Raw genomic sequence first — 23,480 nt, forward strand, 5'->3', positions numbered from 1 at the left:
TTATATTGTTCGTTTCACTAAAAATGACAAACTCGTTTCACTCAAACAGTGTCATTTTTCAGTGTTCAACTCACTTCATAAATTACAAAAATATTTTCAATATCTTAAAATTTTATTTTTATAAATTAGAAAATGCAACAGCCCATTTTAATATAAAAATTTTCTTTTAGTTACTTTTCTTTGTTTTCACAAAGAAAAGTAACATAATAATTTTATTCAGGTTTTACAACAGAGTCAAAAGTATATTCTCCGTTTACAATTTTTAAAACAGTAACATCTTTTACAGGGTTATTTTTTTCGTCAAATGTAAGATGTCCTGTTACACCATCATAGCTAAGAGTTTTTAAAGCATCAATAACAGCTTGTTTTTCAGTAGTTCCAGCTTTTTCAATAGCAGCTTTCATCATGTATGCAGAGTCATAAGAAAGAGCAGCGAATGAAGAAGGTTCTTCGTTATAAACTTCTTTATATGCTTTAACAAATTCTTGAACTTTAGGAGACTGATCATCTAGAGAATAGTGATTAGTGAAGTAAGAATTTTCAACAGCTCCATATGCACTAGGATCAAGAGTTTTAGAAACACCGTCCCAACCATCAGGACCAATGAATGTAGATTTTAAACCAACTTCTCTTGCTTGAACTGTGATAAGAGCAGCTTGTTCATAATAATCAGGAACAACTAAAACATCTGGATTAGTTGGAAGAATTTTTGTAAGCTGAGCTCTGAAATCTTTATCCCCATCAGAATATCCTTCTTTAGCAACTACTTTTAATCCAAGTTTTCCAGCTTGTTCAATGAATGCTTTAGAAACACCATCAGAATAGTCACTAGAGTTATTTACAAGAATAGCAACAGTTCCAGCTTTTAAATTATTTTTAGCAAAGTTTGCAAGAACAACTCCTTGATAAGGGTCAGTGAAGCATGTACGGAATACATTTGGTCCTGCTTCAGTGATATTGAATTGAGTTCCGTTTGGTGTAATCATAGGCATATTATCCTGAGCAGCTACTTCAGCAATAGCAAGAGTAGGTTTTGAAGGAGCATCACCAATGAATGCAACAATTCCTTGATCTACAAGTCTGTTATAAGCAGTGATTGCTTCAGTAGGATCTCCTTTAGAGTCAAGAACAGTAAATTCAACTTGTTTTCCAAGAATACCACCATTTTTATTGATTTCGTCCATAGCAAGTTTAGATCCATTTGAAGAAGTGATTCCATAAATAGCAACAGGCCCAGTAAGAGGTGCAGTACAACCAATTTTTACAGTATCAGCAGTTTTAGCAGTTTCTTTTTCACCTCCACATGCTGCAAGAAGTAAAGTTGCTCCAAGTAGTAAAGTGTTAAATTTTTTCATAATGTTTCCCCCCTTAAAAATATATTTTATTTATTTTTTATTTTTAAAATTTTTGTTAATAAAAAAGACAGCCTTTGTCAGGCTGCCTTTAAAATCAAATTAATTATTTTATTCAAAATATTTTATTTTATCACAAACTCACATTTTGTAATTTAACAAAACTTCTTAATTTATGAATTTATAAAATTATATCTAAATAAAGGTAATAAAATATGATTATAAATTATCCTAACAAAATTATCTGCATATTCAGTTGTGCTTATTATTGATATTATTATGGCACATATGACAAATATTATGCTAAGTATTATAAACATATTTCCTCCTTTTTTATAGCTTTAGAAAATTTTAAGTTTTTGTATTCTGTTATTGAAGTAAGTATAAAACAAAATTAAAAAAAATGCAAGAAAAATTTTAAAAAAATTAAAAAATTTTTTTAAAACTATTATTTTACTTTAAATATAGATAAAAAATGCTCTGCCCATAAGGCAGAGCATTAGTCTAATAGTTTTTATTCAATTGTAATTAATTTATTATTCTTCTACTGGAGCAAGAGATGCTTGGAAGTGACGAAGAATAGGTGGTTCCCAAGTAATTTTGTAACCATGTTTAATTTCGTGTGCTCTCTTACTTACAGCTATAATAGCGTCAGCCATTATGTCAAAGTGAGATTGAGTGTAAACTCTTCTTGGAATTGCAAGACGAGTAAATTCAAAGTCAGCTTTTAATTGTTCACCAGTATCAGGATCGTTTCCTAACATATAAGATCCGATGTCACAAGTTCTAATTCCAGCTTCAATATATAATTCTATTGCAAGAACTTGTCCTGGATATTCATTGTAAGGGATTTGAGGGAACATAGCTTTCGCATCAACGAATGCTCCGTGTCCTCCGATAGGTGCTTGGTAAGCGATACCAGCATCATCTAATCTAGATGCTAAGTATTCCATTTGTCCATTTCTGTATTTTAAGTAGTTTTCATCTATACCTTCATAAAGTCCTATAGCAAGAGCTTCTAGGTCTCTTCCTCCAAGTCCTCCATAAGTGAAGAATCCTTCGTAAGAAATACAGTTAGCTTTTATTTTAAGGATTAATGGGCTTTCAGCATCTTTAATACCGATAAGACCTCCCATATTAACTATAGTATCTTTTTTAGCAGACATAGTAAACATATCAGCATAGCTGAACATTTCTCTTACTATTTCTTTTATTGATTTGTCTTGGTATCCTTCTTCATCTCTCTTAATGAAGAAAGCATTTTCTGCATAACGAGCAGCGTCTATATTGAAAGGAATGTTGTATTTTTTACATACAGCAGCTGTTTCTCTGATGTTTGCCATAGAAACTGGTTGTCCACCTGCAGAGTTGTTAGTAACTGTCATAACAACAAGTCCAACATTTTCAGGTCCTTTTTCAAGGATTATTCTTTCCATTTTTTCTACGTCCATGTTTCCTTTAAATTTGCAACGAAGAGATGGATTTTTAGCTGCTTCAATAACACAGTCTATAGGTCTTGCTCCTGCTAATATAACGTGAGCACGAGTAGTGTCAAAGAACATGTTAGAGATAGCTACTTTACCTGTGCTTAAGAAAGTAGGGAAAAGAACTTTTTCAGCTGCTCTTCCTTGGTGAACTGGTTGGATAAATCCATATTCAAATATATCTTTTCCAGCTTCAACTAATTTATAATAACTTGATGCTCCTGCGTAAGCTTCGTCTCCACGCATAACTCCTGCCCATTGTTTGTCACTCATTGCATTTGTTCCAGAGTCAGTTAGAAGGTCAATGTAAACATCTTCACCTTTAAGATTGAAAAGATTGTATTTAGCTTCTTTAATTTTCTCAATTCTTTCCTCTCTAGTTAACATTTTAATAGGTTCTACCATCTTAATTCTAAATGGTTCTGGGATATACTTTACTGCCATAAAAAAACACCTCCAAAATTTCTAATAAAAAATTTGTCTGTGCCCCGGTCATCGTACAGGCCGACTGGCGGGCGGCATCTTTTTAAATAAAAGCTGGTCACAGATTCCAGCATATTTAACATAACGAGAACAGAACTTAAAAAATTTAATCTTTCCTGTTCTGTTGAGACTATATTATCATTTTAATAAAAAAATGTCAATATTTTCTTAAAAATTTTTTGAAAATTTTAAGAACTTTATGTTCTGAATAAGTTTTTCAAGAACAGAAAACATACTTTGAATTAAAAAATAAAAAAATATAGGGTATCAGAAAGTCTAGAAATTATGATACTATATAATATCTTTTTTATAGAAGAAAATAGCCAGAATCTTTTTTATTGATATAAAAAAAAGAAAAAGTATGTAAAAGCAGTACTTTATATTTAAAAGCGGCTTAATTTGAGACTTAATATTTAATTTATGAAAGAAGTGTTTGTATTTAGATTCATATTTTACATTTTTATCATATATATTATATATTTTACTTATTAGAAAAATGTATTATACTTAAGAATATAAAAGTTAGAAATACTTCTCGGAGAAAAAATATTACAAGAAAAAATTCTTATCAATTAAAAACGGGAGGCAAGACAATGACTTTTAATGACAGCTTTGAATATTATACTATAATAATAAACTTCCTTGAAAAGACACTTGGGGATATAGCAGAAATAACTCTTTATAGTTTTGAAAAAAGTAAAGAAGGAGAACTTATTTCTAAATCTTCAAACTGCAGCTTTGAAATGGGAAGTTCTATTCCGAAAACACTTGGAAAGCTTTTGGAAAAATATGCAAAAGATGAAGATCCAGATCTTAATTTTGTAACAAATTTTCCAGGAAAAGCAAATGACGGACAGCTGTTCAGAGTATCTACCTTTTTTATAAAAGACAGTAAAAAAAATCTAAGAGGTGTCTTTAATATAAGAATAGATATTTCAAATATGATAGGAGCAGCGAATTTCCTTAATGGGCTTTTAAAAGCCATAACAGGAGGAGATGAAAGAAATATTGCTAAAGAATCTGATGAAGTTGATGAACTTGGAACTATAGAAGAATATGCACAATATGTTATTAATCAATATTTCAATAATTTGAAAAAGCCAATAGATGCATTGAATACTTCAGAAAAAATAGAAATAGTGAAACAACTTAACCAGAAAGGTATATTTCATCTTAAAGGAAGTGTTGGTGAACTGGCAAAGAGATTCCATACTTCTGAAAAGACAATTTACAGATATTTAAGTACAGGACAGTAACAGCGAAACACAATTCTACATAGCAACAACTTAATAATGATATTCCGGAAGAACTTTTATAAAGAAAACATGGAAAGTTTATGGGTTTTCCTTTATAAAATTATTTTATAAAAAACTATGATTTTAATCTTAAGGAGGTCTATCATCATGGCTGAAGCAAGAGAATTATGGCAAAGCAGAAAAGGATTTATTTATGCAGCAGTAGGGGCAGCAATAGGACTTGGAAACTTATGGAGATTCCCGTTCCAAGCTTATAAAAACGGAGGAGGAGCATTTTTCTTCCCTTACATAGTAGCTCTATTTACTTGTGCAGTACCATTAATGATATTAGAATATCAATATGGTAGAAAAATTAGAGGAGGATCAACAAAAGCCTTCAGAATGCTTGGAAAGAAGTATGAATGGGTTGGTTGGCTTCAAGTAATGGTACCGATAGTTGTAATGATGTTCTACAGTACAATTATTTCTGTATCTGTTGTATTTATGGTATGGTCTTTATTACATGCTTTTGGTGTAGTAAACTGGATGTCAAATCCTGGTCCTATAATGGGAATGATTGCAGGAAGTGCGTCAGGGCCTTTTGACTTAGCAGCAGGAATCAGTAAGTATATGTTAAGCTTTGTAATCGTTGTATGGCTTGGAAACTGGATAATCGTTAAAAATGGTATATCTGGTGGAATAGAAAAATGTTCTAAAGTTTTCACTCCAGTACTTATGGTTATGATGGTAATATTTATGATTAACTCTGTAAGACTTGATGGTTCAATACTTGGTCTTAATACATTATTTACACCTGATTTCAGCAAAATAGCAAATCCTAATATCTGGGTTGCTGCTTATGCACAAGTATTCTTCTCTACAACTCTTGCAGTTGGAGTTATGATAGCTTATGGATCTTATATTCCTGATGATTGGGATATAGTAAACAGTTCATTTATGACAGTATTCTCAAATGCGTCATTTGACATAATTGCTGGTATAACAGTATTCTCTACACTTGGACACCTTGTTACAAAAATGGGTGTTGGATTTGACTCTTTCGGAAGCGGTGCAGGAGTTGCCTTCATAGCTTTCCCAATAGCAGTATCAACAATAACTTCTAATACAGTATTACAAGGATTAATAGGATTCCTATTCTTCTTCTGTCTATTTATAGCAGGTCTTTCTTCAAGTATTTCAATGCTTGAATCATTTGCAGCATCTGTTATGGATAAATTTAACATAGACAGAAAGAAACTAGTATCAATCATATCTGTAGTTGGATTTATAGGAAGTGCTTGCTTCTCAACTTATGCAGGATTTAACTATATTCTTGATATAGTTGATGCCCATGTAGGAAACTATATTATAGCAACTTCAGGACTTCTTGAAACAGTGCTTATGGCTAAACTTTATGGACTTGAAAGAATAAGAGAAGATGCGAACGAATTCTCTGATTTCAAAATTGGAAAATTATTTAACTTCTTATTAAAATATGTAACTCCTATCGTTCTTGGAATTACAGTTATATCAAACTTAATAAGCGGATTTACAAGCATGACTACTGCAAAACTTGTATTTGGTTGGGGAACAATTGCAATAATGCTTGTGACAGCAACTATTTTCTACAAAAAACCATGGGAAAAATCTATTGATTAATAATTTAATCTGCAAAGGAGGAAAATTATGACTGCTGGTGCAATAATAATGATGCTTATAGGTTGCGGTGTAGTATGGGGAGGATTAATAACTACTATAGTAATCGCAATTAAAAAAGGAAATCTATAATTTAAAAGGTTAATAAAATAAATCGGGCTGTTTAATAACAGCCCGTTTTTATATTATTTATCTGTTTTTAGCAATTACATCAAGAACTCCTGATATAAAAATTCTTACTCCTATTGACATTATAAATACCTGCATGACTCTTGAAAGAATATAAAGAACAAGTTTTCCAAGAAGTTTTTCAAGAAAAGTACCTATATAAAGGATAAATCCAATAACAGAAAATGCTATTATAAGTGAAAGAGTACTTTGAACCATTCCTGTCTGAGATTTTACAATAAGCATTGTTGCAAGACTTCCGGGCCCTACCATCATTGGAAAAGCCATAGGAATAACACCTTGTTTAACCTGTTCTTCAGGTGTCATTGAAAGCAGATCATTATCTTTTGCTTTTTTAGGTGGAAACAGAATGTTTCTGAAAGCAAGACCTGCAAGAAGAAATCCTCCAGCTATTCTAAGTTCCTTCATCTCTATTTTATAAAGATTTTTCATAAGAAACTCTCCAACAAAACCAAAAATAAGCATAATACAGAAACCAGTAAGTGCTATCGTTTTAAAAAGTTTTGCACGAACTTCCCTGTCCATTCCATCACTCATGCTTACAAAAAGAGGAACATTTCCGAATGGGTTAAGGATAGCAATTAAAGTCAGAGCATCAGCTATTACATTGTGAAAAAACATATTGAACCAACCCTCCAATAATACTAAAGAATAAAATAAAAAAAATAAATAGAACAGATAATATACATATATATTTAGCGTATACATAATAGTACAATTCCATTAAAAAGTCCAGTAAAAAAAGCAAGTATTACTTTTTTGTATAGTAAAGGTAAAGATGGTTAAAATTAGATATAAATAAAAGGGACTGTTGAATTTTCTAATTTATAAAAATAAAATTTTATCTTGTGAAAATATTTTTTATTTATATTGTTCGTTTCAGTGAGGAACAAACCAAGAAATTTAATAAATAAAATTTCTTGGTTCGTCGGGATTGCTAGTCGTCAGACTCCTTAGTAGTCCTCTGTCTCCTGCACTTCCGAACTCACTGCATAAATTACAAAAATATTTTCAATATTCTAAAATTTTATTTCTATAATATTTTCAACAGTCCCTCTGTATTATTATATAATATTTTTACTTAGTCTTTTTGTGTGCTGTAAAAAAGTTTCTTTGAAATCATATCTTCTTTTTTATTTTCAAGCATAAATTTAGCATGTTCAATAAACATTTTTCTTATATCTTCCATCATACCAAGGCTTGTAAGTTTAACTTTTACTGTAAATCCTTCTTTTTCAAGAGCTTCTTTCCAGTCAACAGCTATATCGTTATTAGCATGATCTCCTGCTACAAACATAAATGGCATAAGAACAACTTTTTTAATTCCATCTTTTTTAAGTCCTTTTACAACATCATCAAATTCAGGAAAACCTTCAACAGTTCCAACATAGAATTTATATCCCATAGATTTTGCAGTATAATCCATAGCAGGATAAGCTGCATTTCCACTGTCATGTGTTCCGTGTCCTACAAGAACAACAGCTTCATCATCAGCAAGTTTTCCAGTTTCTTTGTTTATAATTTCTGCAACAGATTTGTAATCTTCAGGAGTTGTAAGAAGAGCTGAACCTATTCTTACTTCTTTAAATTTATCTTTGTACATATCAAGCTGTTGTTCAAGAGTTTTAGCTTCAACTCCGTTGATTATATTTGTAGGCTGAACTATTATGTGAGTGTATCCTTCAGCTGCAAGTCTATCAAGAGCTTCAGCAGGATTATCTTTTACAATTCCTCTGTCTTTAAGCCTTCTCATAATAATTCTTGATGTGTACGCTTCTCTTACTTCCATTTTTGGAAATTCTTTTTCAGCTTCAGAGTTTACTGCATCAATGGTATTTTTTCTTGTGTCGTCAAAAGTAGTACCAAAATGCACCATAAGAACAGATGCCTTATCATTTTTTCCCATTGTTTTGTAAAAATCAGATTTCACAAATCCTCCTTCTTCACCAGATGCAGCTGCTGAAATGGCAGCTGTAAGCATTAGTGCTGCAAATAATTTTCTCATAAAAACCTCCTCATAAAATTTAGGGAATTAAAAAAACTCCCAATTAAAATTGAGAGAAGTCCATGACTAAAAAAGTCATTACCTCTCCTGTCCTCGCAGGCAGTAAAACATATATTTTTATAGCAGGTCTCCTGATTTAGAGTCATTTTACTGGCAGTCCTTCCCAAAGAAAAATCTTCAGTGGTATTCTACTTTCATCATCATCACAGTGGCGGGACCATGGGAGAATCTCACTCCTCTTCCCTTTTAACTGCTTATGCAGACTATAAAAATTTTTTATATAATCTGGAAAAATCCAGTGATTATATACTATATATATTAAATAAAAAATTCAAGAATAAATTTTTCTATTCCAGTTGCATCGTCAATTTGTCCTGTTTTTATTTTATATTCAACAACAAGAGTATCTTTCATTTTTCTCTTGTAAAATTCAGCAGAATATAGATCAAGATATTTGAATTTTAAAAACAGAGGGTATTCAGCACTGATTCTAAAACTATTTATTCTGAAATGATTTTTTATATTTGGGTAAATATCAGCTTTAAATTTATTATAAGACATTCCTGTGCTTATGATTCCCCTTTGAAGAAGATCTTTTAATTTAAGCAATGTAGTAAGTTCTTCTCCTAAAATATTAAGAAAAAGCATATAATTTTTTTCAGCTCTTAAATGTTCAATAAGTTCTTTTACATTTTTATTATAAATAAAACTTTCAACAAGTTTATAAAGATTATATTCTGTATTTATAGAAAGAATATGCTTTATTTTTTCTAGTTTAAAAGGTTCTCCATTTAGAAAATTTTCAACCTTTGCTATTTCATTTTTGATTTTGAGAAAATCTTCTCCTACCATTTCAATAAATTTTTCAGCTTCATATTCTGTACATTTAAGTTCTTTTTCTACGAAAAACTGAAGTGACTTTTTTTCTGTTTCTTTTCTTGCAGGAATAAGTTTAGCAACAGCTTCAAGATTTTTCATAGTAAGAGCTTTTTCAAGAGGATTTACTGTTTTTCCATAGTCGTTAAGAGATTCTTCATAGATTAAAATTATAATCTTTTGTGAGTAGTTAAATTCTCCTAAAGATTTTATAAAAGCATTAAGCCCTTTCATTTTTTCAAGCCTTCTTATAACAATAAGAGATTTTGGAATAAACATAGAATTTGTAGAAAGAGCCTGAAAAATATCATCAGTTTCATCTTGGGTTATATCAAAATATTGTTCAGGAATATTTTGATTTTCCTCTTTTATTTTTTTCAAAAGTTCATCGTATTTAAGCTGTAGAGGGATGTCCCCATATAAAAAGTAAACCAAGATAATATCCTCCTTAAAATTTCCTTACTATAATTATATCATAAACTGGAGAAATAAAATTATTCTATGAAAAAAATTTTTTTGCACACTTTTAGTATTTTTCCCGTCTATATGATATAATGATTTTTTAAGAAAGACAAATCAGGAGGAAACAAAATCATGAAAATAGGAATTTTCTACGGAAGTACAACAGGAGTTACAAAAAGAGTGGCTGAAAGAGCAGGAGAGCTTCTTGGTGCAGATGTAATGAATGTATCTGAAATAGAAGATAAGATTGATAATTACGATATGCTTATATTTGCTACATCAAGCTGGAATAGAGGAGATGTTCAAAAAAGCTGGGAAGGGCATCTTAAATTTCTTGGAAGCAGAGATTTTGGTGGAAAAAAAGTTGCTCTTATAGGTGTAGGAGATCAGGAGTTTTTCGGAAAAACTTTTGTTGATGGAATGTGTGTTCTTTATACATATATAAAATATAATAATATAAATTTAATAGGAAAAACTTCAACAGAAGGTTATGAATTTGAAGAATCAAGAAGTGTTGAAAAAGGAAAATTCATAGGCCTTGCAATAGATGATAAAAATCAGAAAGAACTTACAGAAGAAAGAATTGTAAACTGGGTAAATCAACTTAAAGAAGAGATGAAATAATTTATTTTTTATAGAGCTGTTGCATTATATAATCTATTAAAATAAAATTTTAGAATATTGAAAATATTTTTGTAATTTATGAAGTGAGTTGAACGCTGAAAAATGACATGTTTGAGGACAAAGTCCGAGTTTGTCATTTTTAGTGAAACGAACAATATAAATAAAAAATATTTTCACAAGATAAAATTTTATTTTTATAGGTTTACAACAGCTCTATAAAAAAGATTTTTTAAGTTAGAAGATAATATTAAAAATTAAAGAAGTATCCATTTTCTTTAAGAACTTCAGCAAGTTTTTCAATATCGCTTTCTTTAATTAAAATATGAAAGTTTTCAGCTTTCAAAATAATATTTGAAAGTCTTCTGTCTTTAGTAATAATACTTATTAAATTTTTATCCTGTTCAAGTTTTATAACTCTGTATTCAGGAACAAGCTGTACATATTCCATTCTTTTCAGTAACTCCTCAAAAAAGTTTTTCCATAAATCATTTAATTCATATTGTATTTTCTTTTTAAACTCATCTATTTTTTCTAAAAGAGCTTTCTTTGATGAAACTTTCTTTAAGAAACTTTCCTGAGTTATTTTAAATTTATTATCAGCTATTCTTATTCCTATACTTTCAAGGAAAAGAACTTTAACAGGAGAATCTCCTATTATTGTTATAATAAGTCTGTCATCTTCAAGAACTGCTGTTCCCTCTTCTTCCTCTTTGAAATCATATTTTTCTTGTCTGTCAAATATATATTTTCCAAGAGCAGTGAATTTAACTGCTTTTAATCCATCAAATTTTGAAAGATAACCATGCTTTAAATAAAGAGCATTATTTTCAGATGGAAGATCATAGTAAACTTCAAGAACTCCAAGAGCACTTAAGATGAAAAGTATTGATTTGATAAAAGGCTCAATTATATAAGCCTTGTATTTAAAATATGAAAGGATTTTTGTTCTTTCATAATTAGCTTCATTAATATAAATGTTTTCATAAACATCATTGATATCAAGAATTTCTATAAATTTATCTCTGTAAAGAATATATTTTATAATGTTTTCTACAGAAACAGGTTTATCATCAGGCATTTCAAGAAGAGCATCTCTTACACTTCCTATTGCTCTTTTTATCTCTTCATTATCTTTATCAATTTTCTTTACACCCTTAAGATAATTAAGATAAAGTCCTACATAAACAGAATTTTCACTTTTAATATTTTTTCCGTTAAGAAAATCAAGAATAATATTTTTAAGATTTGTTATTCTGAAATATTCTCTTGTAAGAAATTCTTTTTTCATCAGGAAAAAGAAAAGAGCTATAGTTTCTGTTTTAAGAAAATCAAGGTCTTTTGCATCTGTATAATATTCTTTTATATTACAGTATCTGCACATATCATTTTTAGAAGCTTTTAAAAGTTTTCCACTGCTTGAAAGCTGAAGCCTTCCATCATTGAAAAAATTAAAATAGCTTGTAAGATTTTCAACAATACAGTTTTCATTATTATCTTTTAAAAGTTTTGGATTTTCAGGAACAGAATAGATGTAACAGTCTCTTATCTGAGGAAGAAAAGGTCTGTACATTCTTATTATGTCATTATCAATATAAAGATATTCATTTTTTTTAACTCCCTCTCCTATTTTAAAGAAAAGGTATTCATCTTTTAAATCAATAGAAGCTGCAAATTCTTTTCCTGCTTCCTGAAATTTTTCTCTGTCAGTTATAGGCATTCTGCCTTCCCATGCAATAGTTGTAAACATATCTTGTATATCTTTTGGGAAAGTATTGAATATAGTAAGAAATACTTCTTTTTTTGAAAAAACTTGTTCAATCAGATCAAGAAATTTATTCTTACTGCTATCAGCAGTTATAAGAGAAATTTCAAATAATCCAAGATTGCTTCCAATATAACCTTCTGCAATCCAATTAAGGAAATATGTTTTAAAAAGTCTGAAAAGTTCATCTTTGGTATAAAATCTATTTAGTGCTTCCCGAAATCTTGTTTTGCTTATTGCCATAATCATCTCTCGCTTTCATTATTTACCTAAAAGAAATTCTATATCATCTTCACTTAAAATTTTTGCTGCTGTTCCCTCTTCTGAAATAAGATTTTCTACAAGCTTACTTTTTGTTTCCTGAAGCTTTAAAATCTTTTCTTCAATACTGTCTTTCAGAATAATTTTGTAAGAAAATACGGTTCTGTCCTGGCCAAGTCTGTAAGCTCTGTCAACAGCCTGATTTTCAACAGTTTTATTCCACCAAGGATCATAAATAAATATAGTATCTGCAGCAGTAAGGTTAAGCCCTACTCCTCCTGTTTTAAGTGTCATTACAAAAACTTTATATTCATTGTCATTTTGGAATTTGTCTACAAGAATATGTCTGTCCTTTGTAGCTCCTGTCATTGAAAGATATTTAATTCCATTCTTTTTAAGCTGTCTGCATATTGCTTCAATAGAATGGATATAGTTTGCAAAAACAAGAACTTTATGGTTATTCTGAACAGCATCAAGAATATTTTCCACAACGACTTCTTTTTTACTTGAAACAATGTGTGAATTTTTACTTTCAGGACAGCTTGTAAGCTGTCTTAATTCATTTAGTGCCTGAAGTACATAAATATGAGATTTTCCAATTCCTTTTTCTCTTATATTTTCATGCACCATATTATAATAATACATTCTTCTTTCTTCATAGAAGTTTCTTTGCTCTGGATTCATTTCCACATATAGAGTTTTTTCTATTTTGTCAGGAAGATCCTTTAATACATCTCTTTTAACCCTTCTAAGAATGAAAGGATATATTTTTTTTCTAAGTTCATCAATAGCATTTTTATCATTTTCCTTATGTATAGGTCCTGCATAATATCTGTTAAATTCATCAGCAGTTCCAAACATAGGAGGATTTAAAAATCTGAATAGGGAGTAAAGTTCTCCAAGATTATTTTCAACAGGAGTTCCAGAAAGTGCAACTCTGTTGTTTCCTTTTAAAAGCATAACAGCTTTTGTTGTTTGTGCATTTGTATTTTTTATATTTTGAGACTCATCAAGAATGATAAGCTCAAATTTATATTTTTTAATTTTTTCTATGTCATTTCTTATTGTTCCATAAGTTGTAAGAATAACTTCACATTCTTTAAAAACAGAAATATCTCTTGCATTTCCATAGTATATTCCTGTTACAAGGGAAGGGCTGAATTTTTGTATCTCACTTTCCCAGTTATAAATAAGACTTTTTGGCATAACTACAAGACTTCTTTTTTTCTTTTTTCCTGCATGAATTCTTGTAATAAGAGCTATAGCCTGAAGTGTTTTACCAAGTCCCATGTCATCAGCAAGACATCCTCCAAGATTATTATCTGTAAGATAACAAAGCCATTTATAACCATATTCCTGATATTCTCTTAAATTTGCATTTAAATTAGGAAGAGGGGCCTTATAATTTTCTATGTTATTTATCCCTTTAAAAAACTCTTTTCCTTTATTAACCTGCTGCCTTAAAATTTTATCTTCAATAAGTTCATCTATGATAGGAAGATCAAAGAAAGAAATTTTAACTTTTTCCCCATCAACTTTTTTGAATACTTTTTCCAGTTTTTCAATATATTTTTTATTGATAACAGCATTTGTACCATCAGCAAGAACTATATAAGAATCTTTTTTTAATTTTGAAAGGACATCAAGAAGTCCGAATTTTTCTTTTCCTATTTCAAGCTGAAGTTCTCCTTCAAGGAAATCTATTGAATGATTTAGTTTTCCAATAAGTTTAGGTTTTACAGGTTTTATATTATATTTACTAAGTTTGTCTGTTCCTACAACTTTATATTTTCCTGCAAGTTGAAGAAGCTCTTTTGTAACAAATTCTTTTGCAACTTTTTCGTTTATGATAATAAGATTATCATCATCAACAAAGAAAGATGAAGTTTTTCCAACTTTTTTCTGATGCTTTGCAAGAGAAGTAGTGACATCTCCAACAGCAAGATTTATATCTCCTGAAGGATTACATATATATATTTTTTTCTCAAGATGGTTTACAATAACAATTTCACTTATTTCATTTGCTGAGATAAAATTTTGTGTTATTGTAGAAAAGACTAAGTCAACCTTAAGATAAAGACTGTTGTCCTGAGATATTTTTTCTATTGTAATCTGAGGTATTCCCTTTATATCTCTCTGTGTTTCAGTAGAATATCCCATATAGTCAAAAGATATATTTTTTAAATAATGATGTGAAAGAGTAAGAAATGCTTCAAGTTCATTTTTATTTATGATGTCTATTTTTTCATTAAGCATTTCAAGATCTTCATCAATAAGGCTGAAACAGTAAAGAACTCCTTTTCTGTAAATCAGTCCATCTGAAATAATCTGAAAATCTGTATATTTTTTATTTAAAAGAATAGAAGGTTTAAGCTTTTCAGGATCATCTTCTATTTCTTCAATTTTTAAAGTAAGTTCATTATCTGAAAGACTCCATACTATTTTCTGGAAATCTTCATTTACAAAATTTTCAATATTTTTAAGATTTTCTGAAAGATCATAAAAGTCATCAAGATAAACATGGGAAGTGCTTTGTTTTTCCCAGTCTATAAAAAAATCATCTTCTTGTACTTCACTTAAAAGAGAAATTACACTTTTAATGTTTTCATCTTCAATGTGATAATATTCAAAGGAATCTATTTTTTTTCCAGATCTTGTGACAGGACTTATATATCCTCCATTTTTATCAATTTTAAGCATAAAATAAATTTCTTTTTCGCTTTTATAATTTTTTTCATTAAATGTACTCATTAAAACCCAGTTTCCTTGTATAAATTTTTGTCTAGATTATATTATATCATAAAATTAATTTTTACACTATTTTTTTATAAACTGTGAAAAGAAGTGGTTTATTTTTGACCTTTAAAATTAAAAAAATGCTCTTTTAAAAGAAAAATTTTATATATTTTTTAAGATAAAATAAAAAAACAAAAAATTATAAAAAAATAGTAAAAAAATAAAAAAAGTAAAAAATTTTTATAAAAATATTTTACTTTATAAATTTATGAAAAATGTCATTTTAGATATATTTCCTGAAAAAATCAAATTTTTCTTTTAAACTTTTAACTGAATAAAAACATCAAAAGGGCATTGTTAGAAAATATATTAAAATTTGCGGAGGGTGTATATGGAACAAGAGAATAACAAACTTGGTCTTATTGGTCTTATAGCCATTGTCGTCAGCTCTATGATAGGAGGAGGAATATTTAATCTTCCATCAAATATGAGTATTGATGCAGGGTTTATAGGGGTTACAGTTTCATGGATAGTTACAGCTGTTGGTATATATTTCCTTGCTAATACTTTCAGCATACTATCAGACAATAATCCAGAACTTCATTCAGGAATTTATTCTTATGCAAGAGCTGGATTTGGAAAATTTGTAGGTTGTGAAATAGCTTGGGGATATTGGCTAAGCTCTATCTTTGGAAATGTTGCTTTTGCAGTGCTGCTAATGCAGACAATAGGGTACTTCTATCCTGTCTTTAATGGGCATAATATTCAGTCCTTTATTGGAGGATCAGCATTTATATGGCTTATGTACTTTATAGTAATTTGCGGTGTTACAAAGGCTACATTTTTAAATAATATTGCAACATTTGCAAAACTTTTAGTTCTTGTGGTTATATTATTTTTCTTTGCAAAAGGATTTAATCCTCATATAGCTTCATATGATATGCTTGGAAAAATAGAACATTTAGGACCTCTTACTCAACAGGTAAAAAGTACAATGCTTATTACATTATGGTGCTTTATAGGTCTTGAAGGGGCAGTAGTTCTTTCAGGAAGAGCGAGAAATCCAAAAGATGTAGGTAAGGCAACACTTCTTGGAATACTTATATGTATTATAATATTCTCTGCTTTATCAATACTTTCTTTTGGTGTACTTCACCAAAGCAAACTTGCATACCTTCCTAATCCGTCAACAGCTTATGTTCTTGAAGCTATTGTAGGACAATGGGGAGCAACATTTGTTAATGTGGGAATAATAATAGCACTTCTTGGATGTTGGTTGTCATGGACAATCATAACAGCTGAAGTTCCTTATATAGCAGCAAAAGACGGAGTATTTCCAAAATTCTTAGTAAAAACAGATAAAAATGATACTCCTACAGCATCTCTTTTAATGTCAACAATAGCTATGCAGCTAGCAATGTTTATTGTTTTATACAGTACAAATGCTTGGCTTCTGCTTGTAGATATAACAGGTCTTATGATTCTGCCTCCTTATACAGCAAGTACACTTTTCTTACTTAAAGAGGTAAGAAATAAAAATCTTAAGGAAACAGGAAAAGGAAAAATAAGAATAGCCTTTGTATCAGGACTTGTTGCATGTATTTTTACAATATGGCTTCTGTTTTCATCAAAAGCAGAACTGCTTCTTATATCAACAACAATATTCTCTCTTGGAATAGCTGTTTATGCATATTCACAAAAAGAAGTGGGAGGTCATAATATTTTTGCCGGAAAAGACAAATTTATCGCTTTTGTTCTTGGAGCAGTTGGAATAATATCTTTTATACTTTTAGTTTCAGGAAAATTAAACATGAATTAATTTTACAGAAGGAGTGATGAAGAATGAAAAACTTAGAAGGAGAAATGTATCAAATACTGCTGGTGCATAATATAAAAACAGATGAAGAAAGCAGTATAAAAGGAGTTCTTGAAAATCTTAAACAAGAAATTATAAAAAGAGGCGTTGAGATTGTAACAGCTGATTCTTTAGAAGATGCTGAAAATGTAATAAAAGTAGATAAAAATATAGACTGCCTTTTAGTTGACTGGGATTCAAAACATGGAGTAAAAGGTCAGGAAGAAAAATTAGAAAGATTTATTAAAAATCTTCATACAAGACAGGAGAATGTTCCGGTGTTCCTACTTGCTGAAAATGAAAAAGCAGTGGATTCATTAAAAGCCGAAACATTCAGAGATATAAGTGAATATGTATGGATTCTTGAAGATTCTCCTGTATTTACAATGGAGCGTATTTCAGCTGCAATAGAAAGATATAGAAAACAACTTTTACCACCTCTTGCAAAAGCTGTTATGAATTATGAGAAAAAAGCAGAATATTCATGGGCAGCTCCTGGACACCAAGGGGGAGTAGGATTTACTAAAACAGCAGTAGGTAAAAAATTCTATGATTTCTATGGAGAAAATCTTTTCAGAACAGATATGGGAATAGAAAGAGCTGAACTTGGTTCACTTCTTGACCATACTGGATATTTCAGAGATGCAGAAGAATATGCAGCTAAAGTATTTGGTTCAGACAGAACTTACTCTGTTCTTGGAGGAACATCAGGTTCAAACAGAACAATAATGCAGGCTTGTATTAAAGACAATGATATTGTTATAGCTGACAGAAACTGTCATAAATCAATAGAACAAGGACTTATTCTTGGAGGAGGACTTCCTGTTTATATGACTCCTACAAGAAACAGATATGGAATAATAGGTCCTATCCTTCCTGAACAAATGGAAGAAAATACAATAAAAGATAAAATTAAAAATAACCCTCTTATAAAATCAAGAGGAAAAGAAAATGATAAGGGAGTATATACAGTTGTAACAAACTGTACTTATGACGGAGTTACATATAATGCTGAAAAGGTAGAAAAACTTCTTGAAAAATCATCAGATATTATTCACTTTGATGAAGCATGGTATGGATATGCAAGATTTAATGATGTATATAAAAATCACTATGCTATGAGAGGAGAACCTAAAAAGGATAATAACGGACCTACAATATTTGCCACTCACTCAACACATAAACTTTTAAATGCACTTTCACAAGGTTCATTTATTCATGTAAGATATGGTAAAAAACCTATGGATGAAGGAAGATTTAATCAAGCATATATGATGCATGCAACTACATCTCCTCTTTATGCTATTGCAGTTTCAAATGACATAGCAACAGCAATGATGGACGGAGAATCAGGAAAATCACTTATGAGTGAAGTTGTGGAAGAAGCAGTTGAATTCCGTAAAGTTATGGGAAAATTATACAACCATTATCAAGAAGAAAAAGATTGGTTCTTTAAACCTTGGAATGCTGAAACTTATCACGATGCAAAATCAGGAAAAACAGTTCCTTTCTTTGAAGCAGATACAAAAGTTCTAGCAAAAAATCAGAATTTCTGGATAATGCACCCTGAAGATACATGGCATGGATTTAAAAATCTTCAGGAAGACTGGTGTATGCTTGATCCTATTAAAGTAAGTATCCTTACTCCTGGAATGGGAGATGACGGAAAACTTCTTGAAAAAGGTGTTCCTGCAAGTTTAGTGTCAGCATATCTTAACAGATTTGGAATAGTTCCTACAAGAACAACAGATTTCCAACTTATGTTCCTATTCTCAATGGGAGTTACAAAAGGAAAATGGGGAACTCTTGTAAGTGTTCTTTCTGAATTTAAAAAATACTATGATAGAAATGCACCTCTTGCAGAAGTTCTTCCAGAACTTTTTGAACAATACAAAGACATATATAAAAATATGGGGGTAAAAGATTTAGGTGACAAGATGTTTGCATATTTAAGAGCAAATAATCCTGGAGAAGTTTTAAATGAAGCTTACTCAACTCTTCCTGAACCAGTTATCACACCAAGAGAAGCATATAATAAAATAGTAAGTAATGAAGTTGAACTTGTTCCTGCAGAAAAACTTGTAGGAAGAATAGCAGCCAACTCTGTAATTCCATATCCTCCTGGAATCCCAATGCTTATTTCAGGAGAAAATTTTGGAGATGAAAACAGTCCTCAGATAAAATATCTTAAGGCTCTTTCTCTTTGGGATCATGCTTTCCCTGGATTTGAACATGACACAGAAGGAACAGAGGTTATAGATGGTGTTTACCATGTTCTTTGTGTAAAATAAGTAATAAATAAACGATTTTCTTCCAAATAAAAGATAAAAACTCCCTGCTCGGAAAAATAATTTAAAATGCAGGGAGTTTTTGTTAAAATATAATTTTAAAAAAAGTCACAGCAAGGAGAGTTTATGTTAAAGTTAAATTTAAAAAAAGTGGGAATGATTGTTCAGACAGCAGTAGTTTTTATTATGCTGTTTTTTATCTATCATGAACTTAAAAGTTATAGTATGGGAAGCATAAAAGAAGCACTTATGAGAATTCCTTCTTATAAGTTAGTTTTGGCAGTATTTCTTGTAATACTTAATTATCTTATTCTTACAGGATATGAGCTTTTAGCTTTTAATATTACAAATATAAAACTGGAAAAGAAAAAAATAATGTTTACTTCATTTATAAGCTATGCTTTTGCAAATTTCATAGGACTTTCAGGGCTGAGCTCAACAAGTATAAGAATAAATCTTTATTCTTTATGGGATATAAATTATAAATCTATTTTAAATATTATAAAAAATGTATATTTAAGTTTTCTTATAGGTGTTCTTCTTGTAGGAGGAATATCTCAGATAATTTATCCAAATGATTTGACAAGATTTGATTTTGTAATAGAAAGTACTTTTTATATAGGAGTTGCTGCAATTCTTGCAGGAATGTTTTTTATATTTTATTTTCTTAAAAAGAAACAGCTGAAACCAAAAGATATATTTATACAATTTCTTTTGGGATTATGTGACTGGCTTCTTGTAAGTAATATTCTATATCTTTTCCTGCCTCCTTCAGATATAAATTTTGGAATATTTCTTTCAATATTTATGTGTGCTCAGGTTCTTGGTGTTTTAAGTACAATCCCTGGAGGACTGGGAGTTTTTGATGTAACTTTTGTAAAACTTCTTAATAATTATTATTCAAGTGATGTGGTTGTAGCAATACTTATTGTTTACAGAATTCTTTATTATCTTGCACCTTTTGTAATAGCATTTGTATCATTTGTATTTTATAAAATGCTTCGTATGAGAGATTCACTAAAAGGATTTGGAAACTTTATAAGCAATATGATGGTAAATGTATCCCTTGAAGTATTGTCAATTTTAGTTTTTACTTCAGGAGCACTGCTTCTTTTTTCAGGGGCACTTCCTCCAAATTTTGCACATATAAAAATTCTTACAAGACTTCTTCCACAAAATGTGATAATTGTATCTCATCTTCTGGCAAGCATTACAGGAACACTTCTTCTTATTTTAGCTTATGGACTTAAAAGAAGACTTGATGCAGCGTATTTTCTTACAGTGATTTTAATCTCTTTAGGAAATATATTTCTGATATTTAAAGGATTTCATTATCCTATTTTCTTTGTGCTTTCTGTGACTCTTATATTCTTGCTTTTTGAAAGAGATAAATTTTATAGAAAATCTTCAATATTTAATGAAGATATAAATATGAAATGGCTTATTTCTATAGGTGCTGTTATAGTTTTTTCAATAGGAGTAGGAATATTCTCATTTAAGGGAGTGAAATACACAGATGAAATGTGGTGGCAGTTTACCCTTCATAATAATGGAGCACCAATGTTTATGAGAGCTTCCCTTGTAAGTGTTGTAATATTTATTTCATTTTTAATGTTAAGAATGTTCCGTCCAGTTATACAGATAGATAAGATAAAAAGCTCTGATGTTCAGGAAGAGCTTAAAGAAATAATGAAATATTCTCAGCACACAAATGCAAACCTTGCTCTTCTAAATGATAAATATATATATTTTAATGAAGAAAAAACAGCTTTTATTATGTATGGAAAAAGCAGCAACAGACTTATTGTTATGGGAGATCCTGTAGGAGATGAAAAATGTATAAGAGAAATAATATGGGATTTTTATAACATAAGCAGAAGAAGTGGTTATAATATCGCTTTTTATGAGGTCGGAAAAGATTACCTTAATTACTATCTTGATTTAGGGCTGAAACTTTTCAAGATAGGAGAAGAAGCTGTTGTTGATCTTACTAAGTTTACTCTTGAAGGCCCTTCTCAAAGAAAATTAAGATATACTTTCAGCAGAGGGACAAAATCTGGAATAGTCTTTGAAGTTGTTGATTTTGAAAGTGTAAAACATGAACTTAAGGAAATATCTGACAGCTGGCTTAAAAATAAAAACGGTGCAGAAAAAGAATTTTCTCTTGGAAAATTTGATGAGGAATATCTGAAAAATTTCAGAACAGCAGTTCTTAAAGTTAATGGAGAAATCACAGCTTTTGCAAATCTTTGGGAAACTTATAACAGAGACGAACTTTCAATAGACCTTATGAGATATAATGAAAAAGCTCTTGTGGATTCTATGGAATTTTTATTTATAAATATAATGCTATGGGGAAAAAATGAAGGCTATAAAAGATTCAATCTTGGAATGGCTCCTCTTTCAGGACTTGAATATAAAGGAAGTACTTCATTATGGAATAAGTTAGGTTCATTTATTTTTAAAAACGGAGGAAATTTTTATAATTTCCTTGGACTTAAAAACTTTAAAAATAAATTTAATCCTGAATGGAGACCTAAATATATTGCTCTTTCAGGAAACTTTACCCTTCCTGCAACTCTTAATGATATAGCTGTATTAGTTTCAGGAGGAATAAAAGGGGTAATAAAAAAATAAATATTTTATATAAAATAGAGCTGCTGCAGTAAATTAGCAACAGCTCTTTTTGTATTAGTTTATACTCTTAAGTCTCTTACACCGTTTTCAATTTGTTTTAAATATCCTCTTATTTTTTCTTTAAAACTTTCATCAGGCATAGCTTCAAGAGTTTTTGAAATAGCTTCATCTCCTATTTTTCTTAGATTTTCATCAGCATAATCAAGAAGAAATTCTTTAAGAGTCATAAGAGCATTCGCTTCACACATAACATTTATTTTTCCACTTTTTGCTATTTCCATGAATCTGTCTCCAGTACGCCCTTGTCTGTAGCAAGCTGTACAGTAGCTTGGAATGTATCCTGATTTAATTAAGCTTTCAAGCATTTCCATTGGAGAACGGTTATCTCCTACTTCAAACTGCATAGTATTTTTAGCAGATTCAGAATATCCTCCTACACCTGTACAAGAACCACTGCTTACTTGAGAAACTCCAAGAGATATGATTTCATCTCTAAGTTCAGCTTCTTCTCTTGTAGAAAGGATAAGTCCAGTATAAGGCACAGCAAGTCTTAAAACAGCCACAATTTTTTTGAAATCATCATCTGCAACAAGATGAGGATAATTTTCAAGAGTTACATTTTCTGCAGGTCTAAGTCTTGGAACAGAAATAGTATGAGGTCCTACACCTGTAATTCTTTCAAGAGCATCAGCATAAACTATCATGGCAACTGTTTCATATTTATAATCATATAGTCCATAAAGAACTCCTATACCAACATCATCAATTCCAGCTTCTCTGGCTCTGAACATTGCAGTTGTGTGATAGTCATAATTTTTTTTCGGTCCTTTAAGGTGAACTTCTTCATAAGTAGGTTTGTGGAAACTTTCTTGGAAAAGAATATAAGTTCCTATTTCAGCATCTTTAAGTCTTTTATAATTCTCAACAGTTGTAGCTGCAATATTTACATTTATTCTTCTTATATTTCCGTTGTCAAATTTAATAGAATATATATCTTTTATACAGTCAAGAACATAGTCAAGAGAACAGTTTATAGGATCTTCTCCAGCTTCAAGGGCAATTCTTTTATGCCCTAATTTTTCAAGAGCTTTTACTTCTGCAATAAGTTCTTCTTTTGTAAGTTTTTTTCTGCAAAGTTCATCGTTTTCATGTTTATATCCACAATATTTACAACTGTTTACACAGTAGTTGCTCACATAAAGAGGAGCAAACATAACGATTCTTTTTCCATATATTTTTTCTTTTACAGTATGAGCAGCCTCAAACATCTCATTTAAAAGTTCTTCATCATCTATATTTAAAAGAGCAGCAGCCTCAGCAGGAGTAAGTCCTTCTGCTTTTTTAGATTTCTCAATTATTCTTCTTACTTCTTCTTTATCTTTAGATTTTTCTTTTGAGATTTCAAGGATTTCATTGATCTTGTTTTCATCAAGAAAACTGATGTCATAAATTTTATCCATTTTCCTTTTCCTCCGTTTTAAATTCAATATTATTTATTATATCACAGTTTTAGAATAAAATATATTTCAAATAACAGGAGAATCAAAAATATTGGTTTTCCTGTTTTTATTTATA

General features: G+C 30.0%; 15 protein-coding genes and 1 riboswitch. Of the genes, 7 read left to right on the forward strand and 8 right to left on the reverse strand.

Translation table 11 applies throughout. From position 1 onward, the window contains the following. Positions 1 to 212 precede the first annotated feature (212 nt). Positions 213 to 1,358 carry an ABC transporter substrate-binding protein gene (locus I6E17_RS07820; RefSeq protein WP_235236623.1) on the reverse strand — a complete coding sequence of 382 codons (1,146 nt, stop codon included), beginning with the start codon at positions 1,356 to 1,358 and terminating at the stop codon, positions 213 to 215. A gap of 530 nt (positions 1,359 to 1,888) precedes the next feature. Continuing rightward, on the reverse strand, positions 1,889 to 3,280 hold the full coding sequence (locus tag I6E17_RS07825; protein WP_235236592.1) for a tryptophanase: 1,392 nt from the start codon (positions 3,278 to 3,280) through the stop codon (positions 1,889 to 1,891). 632 nt (positions 3,281 to 3,912) lie between these two features. Here I6E17_RS07825 and I6E17_RS07830 point away from each other — a divergent pair. The 3 genes from I6E17_RS07830 (at position 3,913) to I6E17_RS07840 (ending at position 6,342) form a co-directional block, all read left to right on the forward strand. Beyond that, positions 3,913 to 4,575: a helix-turn-helix domain-containing protein gene (locus tag I6E17_RS07830; RefSeq protein WP_176829270.1), complete on the forward strand. Its 663-nt coding sequence runs from the start codon at positions 3,913 to 3,915 to the stop codon at positions 4,573 to 4,575. 147 nt (positions 4,576 to 4,722) lie between these two features. Beyond that, a complete protein-coding gene (locus I6E17_RS07835) occupies positions 4,723 to 6,213 on the forward strand; it encodes a sodium-dependent transporter (RefSeq protein ID WP_235236593.1) in 1,491 nt (496 codons plus the stop codon). Between the two features lie 27 nt (positions 6,214 to 6,240). Beyond that, complete coding sequence (locus I6E17_RS07840; RefSeq protein WP_235236594.1) at positions 6,241 to 6,342, forward strand: MetS family NSS transporter small subunit; 102 nt, start codon at positions 6,241 to 6,243, stop codon at positions 6,340 to 6,342. 57 nt (positions 6,343 to 6,399) lie between these two features. Here the strand turns inward: I6E17_RS07840 and I6E17_RS07845 are convergent, their stop codons facing one another. From I6E17_RS07845 to holA, 3 genes are all read right to left on the reverse strand, one after another. Then, positions 6,400 to 7,020 carry a MarC family protein gene (locus tag I6E17_RS07845; protein ID WP_176829267.1) on the reverse strand — a complete coding sequence of 207 codons (621 nt, stop codon included), beginning with the start codon at positions 7,018 to 7,020 and terminating at the stop codon, positions 6,400 to 6,402. Between the two features lie 460 nt (positions 7,021 to 7,480). Further along, positions 7,481 to 8,404, reverse strand: a complete 924-nt coding sequence (locus I6E17_RS07850) for a sirohydrochlorin cobaltochelatase (RefSeq protein WP_176829266.1) — start codon at positions 8,402 to 8,404, stop codon at positions 7,481 to 7,483. Positions 8,405 to 8,507: 103 nt separating this feature from the next. Beyond that, positions 8,508 to 8,687, reverse strand: a riboswitch (cobalamin riboswitch). 35 nt (positions 8,688 to 8,722) lie between these two features. Beyond that, on the reverse strand, positions 8,723 to 9,715 hold the full coding sequence (holA, locus tag I6E17_RS07855) for a DNA polymerase III subunit delta (RefSeq protein WP_235236595.1): 993 nt from the start codon (positions 9,713 to 9,715) through the stop codon (positions 8,723 to 8,725). Between the two features lie 159 nt (positions 9,716 to 9,874). On the opposite strand from holA, the gene I6E17_RS07860 reads away from it, so the two are divergent. Then, positions 9,875 to 10,366, forward strand: a complete 492-nt coding sequence (locus I6E17_RS07860) for a flavodoxin (protein WP_176829264.1) — start codon at positions 9,875 to 9,877, stop codon at positions 10,364 to 10,366. A 247-nt stretch (positions 10,367 to 10,613) separates the two neighbouring features. Here the strand turns inward: I6E17_RS07860 and I6E17_RS07865 are convergent, their stop codons facing one another. Further along, the gene (locus tag I6E17_RS07865; protein ID WP_235236596.1) at positions 10,614 to 12,371 is read right to left on the reverse strand and encodes a hypothetical protein; all 1,758 of its coding nucleotides are present in this window, start codon (positions 12,369 to 12,371) and stop codon (positions 10,614 to 10,616) included. A gap of 18 nt (positions 12,372 to 12,389) precedes the next feature. Next, complete coding sequence (locus tag I6E17_RS07870) at positions 12,390 to 15,140, reverse strand: DEAD/DEAH box helicase (RefSeq protein ID WP_235236598.1); 2,751 nt, start codon at positions 15,138 to 15,140, stop codon at positions 12,390 to 12,392. Positions 15,141 to 15,516: 376 nt separating this feature from the next. Between I6E17_RS07870 and I6E17_RS07875 the strand changes: the two genes are divergently transcribed. The 3 genes from I6E17_RS07875 to mprF all read left to right on the forward strand — a co-directional run bounded on the left by I6E17_RS07875 (position 15,517) and on the right by mprF (position 21,905). Further along, entirely contained in the window at positions 15,517 to 16,944 is a 1,428-nt protein-coding gene (locus tag I6E17_RS07875) for a basic amino acid/polyamine antiporter (RefSeq protein ID WP_235236600.1), read from the forward strand. Positions 16,945 to 16,967: 23 nt separating this feature from the next. Then, a complete protein-coding gene (gene adiA / locus I6E17_RS07880) occupies positions 16,968 to 19,271 on the forward strand; it encodes an arginine decarboxylase (protein ID WP_235236602.1) in 2,304 nt (767 codons plus the stop codon). 123 nt (positions 19,272 to 19,394) lie between these two features. Next, positions 19,395 to 21,905 (forward strand): bifunctional lysylphosphatidylglycerol flippase/synthetase MprF, encoded by a 2,511-nt coding sequence (gene mprF, locus I6E17_RS07885; RefSeq protein ID WP_235236604.1) that lies wholly within the window; start codon positions 19,395 to 19,397, stop codon positions 21,903 to 21,905. A 59-nt stretch (positions 21,906 to 21,964) separates the two neighbouring features. Here mprF and hydG read toward each other — a convergent pair whose 3' ends face one another. Beyond that, positions 21,965 to 23,365, reverse strand: coding sequence for a [FeFe] hydrogenase H-cluster radical SAM maturase HydG (gene hydG, locus I6E17_RS07890; protein WP_235236606.1), 1,401 nt, complete (start codon positions 23,363 to 23,365; stop codon positions 21,965 to 21,967). Positions 23,366 to 23,480 lie beyond the last annotated feature (115 nt).

It is taken from the genome of Fusobacterium perfoetens (genome assembly GCF_021531595.1).
In the GTDB taxonomy this organism is placed as follows: Bacteria; Fusobacteriota; Fusobacteriia; order Fusobacteriales; family Fusobacteriaceae; genus Fusobacterium_B.